Source organism: Photobacterium panuliri, assembly GCF_059920555.1.
The window spans coordinates 2,107,189-2,119,651 of record NZ_CP197192.1 but is presented as its reverse complement, the minus strand read 5'-3'; the positions used below and the strand labels follow the sequence as shown (position 1 = coordinate 2,119,651).

Below are 12,463 nucleotides of genomic sequence, written 5' to 3'. Positions count from 1 at the left end.
TTAAGCGTAAACAATGTGTGGCTTTGACCCTGTCATTCATATTTTAAAACAAGTAGTATATGTCACTGAAAATGCCACTTTTACAACAAAATAGCAATTTAATTGCTGAACTGGTCAATAACCACTGCAGTAATTGGTGAAGCTTTGGGTGGCATTGCGACAACTTGTTGTTCGCACAAGGAAAGAAAGTGTAGTTAACAAAAAATTGGAAGCATGCAACATGAGCCAAGTAAAGCAGCTTGAACATAACTACAACTATACGGTCGTTCGCCAGTTCACCTTAGCCACCATACTTTGGGGAATTGTTGGAATGGGCGTTGGTGTATTGATTGCCGCTCAACTGGTGTGGCCGGCACTTAACTTCGATGTACCGTGGTTGACGTATAGCCGTCTGCGTCCCCTGCATACTAATGCAGTCATTTTCGCATTCGGAACTAGTGCGCTATTTGCAACATCTTATTACGTTGTTCAGCGAACGTGTCAAACTCGGTTATTTGGTGGCAAGTTAGCCTCGTTCACCTTCTGGGGCTGGCAGGCTATCATTCTAGCCGCGGCAATTTCATTGCCATTAGGTTGGACGTCAGGTAAAGAATACGCTGAACTGGAGTGGCCGATTGATATTGCCATTGCTGTTGTTTGGGTAGCCTACGCCGTTGTCTTTTTCGGTACCATGATAAAACGTAATACGTCACATATTTATGTAGCGAACTGGTTTTTCGGTGCCTTCATTCTAACCGTTGCCGTTCTTCACATAGTGAACAGCATGGCTATTCCTGTCTCCATGACAAAATCGTACTCAATATATTCAGGTGCGGTTGATGCCATGATCCAGTGGTGGTATGGCCATAACGCGGTAGGGTTCCTACTTACAGCCGGTTTCTTGGGAATGATGTATTACTTCGTACCTAAGCAAGCAGGCCGTCCTGTTTATTCTTACCGTTTGTCTATCGTTCACTTTTGGGCGCTAGTTTCACTTTATATCTGGGCCGGTCCGCACCATCTCCACTATACCGCTCTGCCTGATTGGACACAGTCCTTAGGAATGGTGATGTCACTGGTGTTATTTGCACCCTCGTGGGGAGGTATGATCAACGGTATCATGACCCTCTCAGGAGCATGGCATAAACTACGCTATGACCCAATTCTTCGCTTCTTGGTTGTTTCATTGTCGTTTTACGGCATGTCGACCTTCGAAGGCCCGATGATGTCGATCAAAACGGTCAATGCCCTTTCCCACTATACAGACTGGACTATTGGCCACGTACATTCAGGTGCTCTTGGTTGGGTAGCTATGGTCTCGATCGGTGCCGTGTACCATTTGATCCCTAAACTCTTCAATCAAGAACGTATGTACTCTATCCAGTTGATTAACGTACATTTCTGGTTGGCAACGATCGGTACTGTTCTTTATATCGTATCTATGTGGATATCGGGAGTGATGCAAGGTCTGATGTGGCGAGCTGTAAATACTGATGGTACGTTGACCTACAGTTTTGTTGAGTCGTTACAGGCTTCTTATCCGTTCTACTTCGTTCGCTTTGTTGGCGGTGCAATCTTCCTAGCTGGTATGTTCTTAATGGCATATAACGCTTACCGCACGATTGTTGCTCCCAAAGAAAGCCTAAAAGCGACTGAGCAGCCAGCATAAGGAGTTTGAGAATGGCTAATAATTCAAATAACCGTCATGATATCGTAGAAAAAAATGTTGGCCTGCTCGCCATTCTGATTGTTATTGCAATCAGTTTTGGAGCGCTGGTTGAAATTACCCCCCTACTTTATCAAGACCAAACAACAGAGCCTGTTGAAAACCTTCGTCCCTATACTGCTTTGGAAATGGAAGGACGTGATATTTATATTCGTGAAGGATGCAATGTCTGCCACAGTCAGATGATCCGTCCGTTCCGGTCAGAAACAGAGCGCTACGGTCACTACTCTGTTGCTGGTGAAAGTGTTTGGGAACACCCATTTCTTTGGGGTTCCAAACGTACAGGTCCTGATCTAGCTCGTGTTGGCGGACGTTACTCTGATGATTGGCATCGTGTTCACTTGCGTGACCCACGCGCAGTTGTACCTGAATCCAACATGCCGGCTTTCCCTTGGTTGGAAGAAAACGTGCTTGATGGCAAGTTAACGTCTAAAAAACTCGCCGTCTTTCGTGATACGTTCGGAGTGCCTTATACCGAAGAACAAGTCGCAAATGCCGGGGCTGAGGTTAAAGGCAAGACTGAGATGGATGCAATTATTGCCTATCTTCAGTCACTCGGCCATGCCATGAAGTAAGGAGGCACCGTGGATATTGGAACCATTCATAGCATTTGGACACTGATCCTATTCGGTAGCTTTATCGGTATTGTTATATGGGCCTACAGTAAACGCCAGAAGTCACGCTTTGAAGAAGCGGCAAACTTAGTTTTTGCCGACGAAGATAACGATGTGGCGACGCGCGAGAATGACAGGAGCTAGGAAGCATGACGACGTTTTGGAGTCTATGGATAACAATTATCACCCTAGGCACCCTAGCTGGTATTGCCGCACTATTGATTTGGTGCAGCAAAGACAAAATGGGTGTCGAAGACGGGGAAGATATGGGGCACGAATATGACGGTATTCGTGAAATCAATAACCCGCTGCCGAAATGGTGGTCCTACATGTTTTGGGGAACATTGATCTTTGGCCTGCTCTACCTATTCCTCTACCCAGGATTAGGCAGTTATAAAGGATTCTTAGGATGGCAAAGTTCAGATCAAACAGTCCGGTCCCTTGCAGCTTCCCAAGAAGCCATCGACAAAGCACAAAATGAAAAGCGCCTTAATCAATATGCCAAGGAACTCGGAGATGCCGACGCTCACTACGGAGAGACCTTCAATACATTGGCATTTGATACATCGGGCTCGTCACTACGACCAATAACTGATATTGCCGGTGACAGCGAAGCCATCAAAGTTGGCCAGCGTCTATTTTTACAAAACTGTGCTCAGTGCCATGGTTCAGATGCGCGAGGCCAACTTGGCTACCCTAACCTTTCGGATGGTGCATGGCTATATGGCGGTGAAGCCGAAGCCATTAAAACAACCATCATGGATGGCAGGCAAGGCGTTATGCCTGGATGGATAGACTCATTAGGCAAAGACGGTGTTTCTGAGGTGACTACCTATGTACTAAGCATGTCAGGTAGAAGTGTGAATGCCAAAGAGGCCGCAGCTGGAAAACAGAAATTTGTTGTTTGTGCAGCATGTCATGGTACAGATGGCAAGGGTAACCCAGCATTTGGCGCCCCGGATCTCACTGATAATACTTGGTTGTACGGCGGATCCCGTCGTGCGGTTGAAGCAACCATTGCTCATGGTCGCCACGGTGTGATGCCAGCATGGAAAGACATCCTAGGTGAAGAAAAAATCCAACTGATCTCAGCCTATGTTTGGGGTTTAAGCAACGAGCAAGATAAGCAATAAATACGCAACCAGCCCCTGTTATCTTCAGGGGCTCCTTCCTTCAAAGTGTTATAGGTAATTTCTTATGGGAAAGCCATGGTATAAGCAGTTTTGGCCTTGGTTCGTCTTTGCCATCCCTGCCATTTCAATTTGTTATAGCCTAACTGCCGTCTATATTTTTTCACAAAACAAGGTCGACCTTGTGGCTGAAGACTACTACAAAAAAGGCAAAGCCATCAATCTTGATTTGTCTCGTCTACGGGTGGCTGACGCACTAAACCTCAAAGCTAAAGTCGCCGTTCAATCCAAGGAAATCACCGTCTATTTCAATAAAGGCGAGCTAGAGAACAATCCAAACTTGCGTGTAACCTTCACACACCGTACTCTGGCTGATAAAGACTTTACACAAATGGTCAGTGCTGATTTATCAGGAACTTATCGCTTCGAATCTCAATTGCCCCTTGAAGGCCCTTGGTTTGTAGAAGTAGAACCATTTGCAGGAGACTGGATGTTGCAAGGTCAGGTAAACCTTCCTACATCCGACCCGATTTCGCTGTACGGGCAGAACAAGGAATGACTAAAGACTGTTATCACTGCGGCGATCCTGTTCCACAGGGTTGCTGCCATCAAGTAGAAATACTAGGGGAAATGCGCGAAATGTGTTGCCCTGGTTGCGAGGCTGTTGCCACGACGATTGTTGAAAGCGGCCTAACCTCTTATTATCAATACCGCACTGCCCCTGCTGAAAAAGCCGATCTTGTACCTCAACAATTACAGTCGTTATTACTCTATGATCATGATGAAATTCAACAGGATTTTGTCCGTAATACCGGAAATGATAAAGAAGCCACGTTATCATTAGACGGCGTATCATGTGCAGCGTGTGCATGGTTGATTGAAAAACAACTGATGCGCGAAGACGGTGTGCGTTCAATTCGCGTAAATACGACTACTCACCGTGCACTGTTAAGCTGGGATCCCAAGCAAGCAAAGCTGAGTCATCTCCTTAGTGTTATCCATCGACTTGGCTATAAAGCCGCGCCCTTTGAAGCCGATGCGCACGAACAAATGTATCACCAAACAATGAAAACATACCTCTACCGGTTAGGTATTGCGGGTATTGCCACTATGCAGGTGATGATGTTAGCCGTAGCACTATATTTCGAGATATTTGGGGATCTCGATGCCGAGTTCAAAAGTTACTTACGTTGGGTTAGTCTGATTTTCGCAACCCCCGTACTTCTTTATTCAGCATTGCCATTTTATCTTAACGCTTGGCGTAATCTCAGAGCTAAAACACTCGGCATGGATGTTCCGGTTTCGATAGCACTGCTCTTTGCTTATGTTGCCAGCCTATACGCTACTGTTATGGAAAAAGGTGAAGTATTCTTCGAGTCCATCGCCATGTTCACCTTTTTTTTGTTGCTGGGCCGATTTCTCGAAATGCGGGCTCGACGACATGCTGCCGCAGCCAGCGCCAACTTACTCAAATTAGTACCGGCAATGGCAACATTAGAAGATGGATCGCAAATTGCGGCCAAAACATTAAAAATAGGTGACACCGTCACAATTTTACCAGGTGAAAGCCTACCCGCTGACGGGGTAATCACCGCGGGGCAAACAGCAATTGATGAATCAATGCTAACAGGGGAACCCATGCCTGTTATCCGACATATTGGTGACACCGTTTATGCCGGCACGATCAATGGAGAAGGCAACATTACACTCAAAGTAATTCAGGATAGACAAAACTCTTTGATCTCCAATATCGTCCGATTACAAGACGAAGCGCAAGTTTCCAAACCAAAGGTTGCTGAAGTCGCTGATATTGTTGCCCGCTACTTTGTGGCTGCCATCTTAATTATTTCAGCCGGTACGTGGCTTTACTGGCATCAACAAAAACCTGACGATGCACTGTGGATTACCCTTGCTGTTCTTGTTGCAACCTGCCCTTGTGCCCTATCCTTAGCAACACCCACCGCACTAACATGCTCTACATCAAGTCTAGGCCGTTTGGGAATATTGCTTCGCCGGGAACACGTTCTTGAAACACTATGCAATGTTAACCAGTTAGTCATAGATAAAACCGGTACTGTTACCGAAGGCAATATACGTATTGTTGAAACACTGGTATTTACTCATCATTCAAAAGAATACGTCACACAATTGGCTGCGGAGCTTGAGCGTTTTGCCAATCACCCGATAGCCAAAGCATTTGCAACTTTTAGGGCTGAAAGCCCCCTATTTAGCCACGTTGAAAACGAAATCGGTAGCGGATTAGTGGGTGCTCTTAATGAACAGCAATGGAAAATAGGCAAAGTAAGTTTCGCGCTAGATACCGAGACACTCGACACACTTAACCTTACCGAAGCAGAACAATTTCAGGTTTGGCTGAGTTGCAATGGCTCACCGGTCGCCGCATTTAAGCTCGATGATCCAATTCGTGAAGACAGTGCTGAACTTATAAAGCAATTTAAAGCAGCTGGTATTAAAGTAACAATGTTAACGGGTGATCATTCCACGGCAGCACAAACCGTTGCCGAGAAGCTCAACGTTGACAACCTCATCGCAGGGGCTAGTCCTAAAGGAAAGCTCGAATATCTACGCAGCCTTGATGATCGAGATGTGGCACTAATGGTAGGAGACGGCGTCAACGATGCTCCGGTTCTGGCCGGTGCGCATTTGTCTGTGGCAATGGGTGGCGGTACCGATGTTGCTAAATCATCCGCAGATATGGTTTTGCTTGGCGATCAGCTTTCTCGCCTGCTTAAGGCTCGCCAACTGGCACTGAAAACTCGGAAAATCATCCGTGAAAACCTAGCATGGGCTTTAGGGTACAATTTAATCATACTGCCTCTTGCTGTTGCCGGTTTTGTGGCACCTTATATCGCGGTTGTCGGAATGTCTGCTAGCTCGATCATTGTTGTGTCAAATTCTTTAAGGTTATTAAAAGAACATGGCTAGTCTTTACTTGTTAATACCAATTGCGATCATTTTAGTCTGCGTTGCCGTTGGCATTTTTATCTGGGCGGTACGCAACGAACAGTTCGAAGATCTTGAGCGTCAAGGGTATGACATACTATTTGATGAAAACGATCCGATAAAAAAACCTACAAAAACGACATCATCCAAAGAAAAACATAAAGATGAACATTGATTTCTACGCAGCATTTGCCATCGGCCTGATGGGGGCTGGGCATTGCCTAGGGATGTGTGGCGGAATAGCCGCGGCCATTACTTTGGGGATGCCACAGAAACAGCAACAACAACGCTGGCCCTATCTCGCTTTCTATAACATAGGCCGTTTGCTATCTTACATGCTTGCTGGTGGGATTATCGGAGGTACATTTTCCCAGCTAGCTGATTTCAGTGGTTACAGTAGCGCATTAGTCTACCTGCGTTTAATTGCTGCTATCATGATGATTTTATTAGGTTTGTATATCGGGCAATGGTGGTTGGCAGTTAGTAAAGTAGAGCGAGTCGGTCAATTCTTATGGCGTTTTATTGGCCCTAAAGCCAATAAAATGTTACCGCTATCCTCTCCAATAGCAGCCCTTCCTTTTGGTATTCTTTGGGGATGGTTACCATGTGGGCTTGTCTATTCAACCCTTAGTTGGGCTGCTGTTTCTGGTAGTGCCCTGTCGGGTGGGCTTGTCATGCTGGCTTTTGGCCTAGGTACACTCCCTGCGATGCTGGCCGTAGGAACGATGGCCCAGCAACTGCAACTAGTTTTACGTAACCTCTACTTTAGGCGTGCAAGCGCCTTGCTGTTATTGTCGTATGGCGTTCATACTGGTTATATAGCAATCAAACAACTAATGTAGTCATTTTTAATACTCGTCATAATGATTCATATTATGTTAAAATATTGACCTACATCAAATTGGTTAGACAGGCTTATGATTTCAGACAAACTTACAACCAAACGTATCCAATCAGGCGGATGTGCAATCCACTGTCAGGATTGTAGTATCAGTCAGTTGTGCATCCCATTTACGCTGAATGAGTCTGAATTAGATCAGTTAGATCAAATTATTGAACGTAAGAAGCCAATCCAGAAAGGCCAAGAGCTTTTCAAGGCTGGTGATGAGCTTAAATCGCTCTATGCTATTCGTTCAGGCACGATCAAAAGTTACACCATCACAGAGCAAGGTGACGAGCAGATCACTGCCTTCCACCTTGCCGGTGACTTAGTTGGCTTTGATGCGATTAACGAAATGATGCACCCTAGCTTTGCACAATCGCTAGAGACATCGATGGTTTGTGAGATCCCATTTGAAATTTTGGATGACCTGTCAGGGAAAATGCCAAAACTGCGTCAACAAATCATGCGTTTGATGAGCAATGAAATCAAAGGTGATCAGGAGATGATCCTGTTGCTGTCCAAGAAGAATGCCGAAGAACGTTTGGCTGCATTCTTGTACAATCTATCACTGCGTTTTTCTCAGCGCGGTTTTTCGCCTCGCGAATTCCGTCTAACTATGACTCGTGGTGATATTGGTAATTACCTAGGACTTACTGTTGAAACAATCAGTCGCCTACTAGGTCGTTTCCAAAAATCAGAAATGCTAAGTGTTAAAGGTAAATACATCACAATCCTTGACCATGAAGCACTAGCCAAACTTGCTGGAGTTAATAAGAGCGCCGCTTGCTAACACGCTGACGCCTTCAACCTCCACAAAAAGTGATACGAGCTATGAGCCGTATCACTTTTTTTGTATTAACTCTTCGCCTATCCTCCCCTTCTCCTTTCCAATACGTTACAGTTATTATTACTAACTCAGATAACATTGTTACCAATTGGTTACACACTTGAGGGTAAAGATACCGTAAACTCAAGTAGTTTCTACAGCTTTATAGCGGTTTTTTCATTGACTATTTGCCAGCACATTAGGTGTAAGGGGGCAAGTTATGAACAAATACAACAATATTCTCGTTGTTGCCGATCCGGCTCAAGACCATCAACCAGCATTGTCTCGGGCTATTCACCTTGCCCGAAATGCAGAGGATGTGACAATTACCCTCTTTTTGGCTATTTACGATTTTTCCTATGAAATGACATCGATGCTGTCAGCGGACGAACGACAGGCCATGCGGCGGGGTGTTGTCATGCAGCGCGAAGCATGGCTAAAAGACATTATTCACCCTTATGTTGAAGAAGGTTTCAAGATTGAGTTAACGGTGGTGTGGCACAACCGTCCTTACGAAGCTATTATCGCTGAAGTATTTAGCAAAAATCACAACATGATCATTAAGGCAACCCATGACCATGACAAACTAGGGTCTGTCATTTTTACACCAACGGACTGGCATTTACTGCGAAAGTGTCCTTGCCCTGTACTGTTAGTGAAAGATCACAGCTGGCCAGAAAACGGGAAAATCTTAAGTTGCGTCAACCTTGCTGCCGACGATGAAACCCACGAACACCTCAACGATAAAATCGTTAATGAAGGCAAGGCTGTCTCTACCTTACTGAATGCAGAACTAAATTTAGTTAATGCTTACCCAGCTACCCCTGTCAACATCACCATTGAGTTGCCGGAGTTTGATCCTGCTTCTTACACAGATGCTGTTCGTGGTCATCATTTAAAATCAATGAAAGCATTGCGTCACAAACATGGGTTGCCTGAAGAGCAGACGCATGTCCTTGAAGGACTACCTGAAGACATTATTCCTCAAATGGCCGCCGATCTTGATGCGAAGATTGTTGTACTAGGAACAACAGGTCGAACCGGGCTGTCCGCAGTCTTTATCGGGAATACTGCAGAACATATCATAGACCAGCTAAATTGTGATTTATTAGCGTTAAAACCAGATGGCTATGTCAGCCCTTTAAGCCCTACTCTTGAATAGAACCAAACAAGCCCCACTTTTTAATTTAAGTGGGGCTTGGTGCATTTTGTCACTACCTAAACTTTACAGACTGAACAGGTTTAACCGTACGGCTATCGGGCTTCTCTTCCATATCAGCAAGTTTTTTCACTACACTCGTCACGAACAATTCACCGCGAATTTTTTCGCAGTATTTTTTACTTATCCCTCTGCGACTCCATTCACTGGCAATAGCAAATCGGCTTTGTGTCGATTTACGTCCGTAGGCGTAAGTTTCACAGATTTCAAGATTGGTCATTTGCTGGGGTGTTTTAGTAACCGTGCCACTTCTCATTCCGAGCTTTTCTGATTGTTGGGCAGAACAACCATTCAGAAATACCGCAACACATACTCCCAATAGGGCCATTTGTGATTGGCGAGATGAAAATAAACGCATAAAAAATACAGCTCTTTATGATGGAAAGAAAAAGACGTTGTGAATGATAAATATAACTGATAAATCAGGACTATACCTGCTTTATTGTACAGAATTTATCAAGTTTGGAAGGCAGGCGGAGAATGTATGGTATTGCAGAAGATAGAGAAAATCAGGGAAGAGGCAGATATGCCCCTTCCCGACCCAAGCCATTATTAGATGTTTGTTACATCAATAAACATTGATTCATCGATATTGGTTGATGAAACAACGGCTTCGTTGAACTCATACTCTTCACGATCGCCTTCGCGATCCAGCGGCAGATTGATAAAATCAAAAATGGACTTATCTGCAAGCTGACTTGGGCTAACGTTCTGAATTGACTTAAAGATATTCTCAACTCGGCCCGGTGTTTTCTTATCCCAATCAATCAGCATCGCTTTAATTGCCTGACGCTGAAGGTTTTCTTGAGAACCGCATAGGTTACAAGGAATAATCGGGAATTCTTTGTGCTCAGCGTATTTGATCAGATCTTTTTCACGACAGTACGTCAGAGGACGAATAACCACATTTCGACCATCGTCAGAACGCAGTTTTGGTGGCATCGCTTTCATGCGAGAGCCGTGGAACATATTAAGGAATAGCGTCTCCACGATGTCATCCAGATGGTGACCAAGTGCAATTTTTGTTGCACCGATTTTCTCAGCAAACGAGTACAGCGTACCACGACGTAGTCGAGAACACAGGCCACAAGTCGTTTTACCTTCCGGCACCTTCTCTTTAACTACAGAGTAAGTGTCTTTATCTACGATGTAGTAAGGAATGTTCAGGCTTTCAAAGTATTGAGGCAAAATGTGCTCAGGAAAACCTGGCTGCTTCTGATCTAGGTTAACAGCAACAACATCAAACTTAATCGGTGCAGCCTTTTGTAGATTCAATAGGATATCGAGCATCGCAAATGAATCTTTGCCACCACTGATACATGCCATAACAACATCATTTTCTTCAATCATGCTGTAATCAATAATGGCATTGCCAACATTTCTCCGCAGGCGTTTCTGGAGTTTGTTGAATTCAAGTGTCTCTTTTCTTGTATCTGTCTGATTCATTACGACTTCTCACACTATCGACTACGTCGACTGTAGATTTCCTAAGTGGATTCTTTATAGGGCGTGGATTATACGGATTTTTCTTTGCGGTTGAAACAGATCTTGATCGTCAAGTTGCTTCACCATGACAGATTCATAAAATTACTAATAACCAAAAAGAGCCGCAGAGCGGCTCTATGGTATGAGTGTCGGTGATAACTAATGGGTTATTTAAACAAACTTAAGAAAAACATCTTGATGTAGTCAATAATTCGGCCGAAGAAACTTCCCTCATCAACCGACTCCAATGCAACCAGCGGTACTTGTGCAATTTCTTTGCCGTCGACTTCATAGAAGATATTGCCGACCACATCCCCCTTATTAATAGGAGCAACCAAATCGCCGTTTAATTCAACGCTTGCATTGAGTTTTTTCGCATCGTTTCGTGACAGGGTCACGTATGTGTCGTCCATCGTACCTAGTGAAATCTCACTGGTATTTCCCATCCAAATCTTCTCATTAAGAAGCTCCTCTCCTTTCTTATGCGGAGTCAATGTCTGGTAAAAACGGAAACCATAATTCAATAGCTGTTTACTTTCAGCTTCACGGCTTTTGGTACTGCTTGACCCCATAACGACAGATATCAAACGCATATTGCCTTCAGTCGCCGAGCTGGCCAAACTGTACCCAGCACCACTGGTATAACCGGTTTTCATTCCATCAACATTAAGGCTTCGATCTCCAAGCAAGCCATTGCGGTTACGTTGCGTAATATTGTTATAAGTGAACGAACGCTCGCTATAAAGCTTATAGATATTAGGCAGATCATTGATTAAAGCCTGCCCCAGCAAAGCAATATCATAAGGCGTGGTATATAGCTCATTACTATCAAGACCATGAGGGTTGGCAAATGATGTATTATGCATATTCAGCTTTTTGGCCCAAGAATTCATCAAGCTGACGAATGCGCCTTCCGAACCAGCCACATGCTCTGCGATAGCAACACTGGCATCATTACCCGATTGAATTATCAGCCCTCTATACAGATCCATCATATTCACTTCGGTGTTTACCTCTATGAACATTTTCGATGAATCAGGAAAATTGCGAGCCCAGGCATTGCGGCTGATGACCACTAAGTCTTCCTCGCTGATATTTCCTTGCTTCATTTCTTGACCGGCCACATAACTGGTCATCAGCTTAGTCAAGCTAGCCGGGTTCAGGCGCTCATGCGCATTCTTTTCTACCAACACCTTACCGGTATGGTAATCCATCAATACATAGCCTTTAGCACCCAATGTTGGCGCATCAGGCACAACAGTAGGCGCCGCAATGGCGGCTTGGCTGGCAATTAAAGCAGAACTGACAGCGAAGGCAGTAACAAGAGAAGTCAATTTCCTTTTCATTTTCTTTAGCCACTAAGGTTCATTACAGCAATTAAACTTAACGCAGTATAACCAAGTAAATGGTTATCTTTTGTTAGCTTTACGAAGTCTTACGATATTGTAAATTCGTTTACATCTACTCTGAGAATAGAACCTCGGCCTGAGGTCAATAATATTAATTTATGGGGCGTACTTCACACAAAGAACAGCAACCCTCTTAATGCATTATCATGCGTATATTTTGCTTCTCTATTTATCGGGCTTGTTGAAAAATACCATAAGAAAGGTTTACAGTGGTGTTTTCTGATACAA

13 protein-coding genes are annotated in these 12,463 nt (G+C 44.4%); 10 read left to right on the top strand and 3 right to left on the bottom strand.

What is annotated here, in order from left to right:
• Positions 1 to 220 precede the first annotated feature (220 nt).
• The 10 genes from ccoN to uspE all read left to right on the top strand — a co-directional run bounded on the left by ccoN (position 221) and on the right by uspE (position 9,284).
• Positions 221 to 1,648, top strand: coding sequence for a cytochrome-c oxidase, cbb3-type subunit I (gene ccoN, locus ACSF8X_RS09810; RefSeq protein WP_047878137.1), 1,428 nt, complete (start codon positions 221 to 223; stop codon positions 1,646 to 1,648).
• Positions 1,649 to 1,659: 11 nt separating this feature from the next.
• The gene (gene ccoO / locus ACSF8X_RS09805; RefSeq protein ID WP_500849800.1) at positions 1,660 to 2,280 is read left to right on the top strand and encodes a cytochrome-c oxidase, cbb3-type subunit II; all 621 of its coding nucleotides are present in this window, start codon (positions 1,660 to 1,662) and stop codon (positions 2,278 to 2,280) included.
• Positions 2,281 to 2,289: 9 nt separating this feature from the next.
• The gene (locus ACSF8X_RS09800) at positions 2,290 to 2,463 is read left to right on the top strand and encodes a cbb3-type cytochrome oxidase subunit 3 (RefSeq protein WP_047878135.1); all 174 of its coding nucleotides are present in this window, start codon (positions 2,290 to 2,292) and stop codon (positions 2,461 to 2,463) included.
• Positions 2,464 to 2,468: 5 nt separating this feature from the next.
• A complete protein-coding gene (ccoP, locus tag ACSF8X_RS09795) occupies positions 2,469 to 3,452 on the top strand; it encodes a cytochrome-c oxidase, cbb3-type subunit III (protein WP_500849799.1) in 984 nt (327 codons plus the stop codon).
• Between the two features lie 64 nt (positions 3,453 to 3,516).
• Positions 3,517 to 4,008: a FixH family protein gene (locus tag ACSF8X_RS09790; RefSeq protein WP_500849798.1), complete on the top strand. Its 492-nt coding sequence runs from the start codon at positions 3,517 to 3,519 to the stop codon at positions 4,006 to 4,008.
• Entirely contained in the window at positions 4,005 to 6,395 is a 2,391-nt protein-coding gene (locus ACSF8X_RS09785) for a heavy metal translocating P-type ATPase (RefSeq protein WP_500849797.1), read from the top strand. Before ACSF8X_RS09790 ends, ACSF8X_RS09785 begins: the two co-directional genes overlap by 4 nt.
• A complete protein-coding gene (gene ccoS / locus ACSF8X_RS09780) occupies positions 6,388 to 6,588 on the top strand; it encodes a cbb3-type cytochrome oxidase assembly protein CcoS (protein ID WP_047878131.1) in 201 nt (66 codons plus the stop codon). The genes ACSF8X_RS09785 and ccoS overlap by 8 nt, the downstream gene beginning before the upstream one ends.
• The gene (locus tag ACSF8X_RS09775; protein ID WP_047878130.1) at positions 6,578 to 7,255 is read left to right on the top strand and encodes a sulfite exporter TauE/SafE family protein; all 678 of its coding nucleotides are present in this window, start codon (positions 6,578 to 6,580) and stop codon (positions 7,253 to 7,255) included. The genes ccoS and ACSF8X_RS09775 overlap by 11 nt, the downstream gene beginning before the upstream one ends.
• Before the next feature lie 75 nt (positions 7,256 to 7,330).
• Positions 7,331 to 8,086 carry a fumarate/nitrate reduction transcriptional regulator Fnr gene (gene fnr, locus ACSF8X_RS09770; protein ID WP_047878129.1) on the top strand — a complete coding sequence of 252 codons (756 nt, stop codon included), beginning with the start codon at positions 7,331 to 7,333 and terminating at the stop codon, positions 8,084 to 8,086.
• Positions 8,087 to 8,342: 256 nt separating this feature from the next.
• Complete coding sequence (gene uspE, locus ACSF8X_RS09765; protein ID WP_500849796.1) at positions 8,343 to 9,284, top strand: universal stress protein UspE; 942 nt, start codon at positions 8,343 to 8,345, stop codon at positions 9,282 to 9,284.
• Positions 9,285 to 9,336: 52 nt separating this feature from the next.
• On the opposite strand, the gene ACSF8X_RS09760 is transcribed toward uspE, so the two are convergent.
• From ACSF8X_RS09760 to ACSF8X_RS09750, 3 genes are all read right to left on the bottom strand, one after another.
• The gene (locus ACSF8X_RS09760) at positions 9,337 to 9,699 is read right to left on the bottom strand and encodes a hypothetical protein (protein ID WP_240478271.1); all 363 of its coding nucleotides are present in this window, start codon (positions 9,697 to 9,699) and stop codon (positions 9,337 to 9,339) included.
• A 194-nt stretch (positions 9,700 to 9,893) separates the two neighbouring features.
• Positions 9,894 to 10,787: a tRNA 2-thiocytidine(32) synthetase TtcA gene (gene ttcA, locus ACSF8X_RS09755; RefSeq protein WP_047878127.1), complete on the bottom strand. Its 894-nt coding sequence runs from the start codon at positions 10,785 to 10,787 to the stop codon at positions 9,894 to 9,896.
• Positions 10,788 to 10,993: 206 nt separating this feature from the next.
• On the bottom strand, positions 10,994 to 12,172 hold the full coding sequence (locus ACSF8X_RS09750) for a D-alanyl-D-alanine carboxypeptidase family protein (protein WP_047878126.1): 1,179 nt from the start codon (positions 12,170 to 12,172) through the stop codon (positions 10,994 to 10,996).
• Between the last annotated feature and the right edge of the window lie 291 nt (positions 12,173 to 12,463).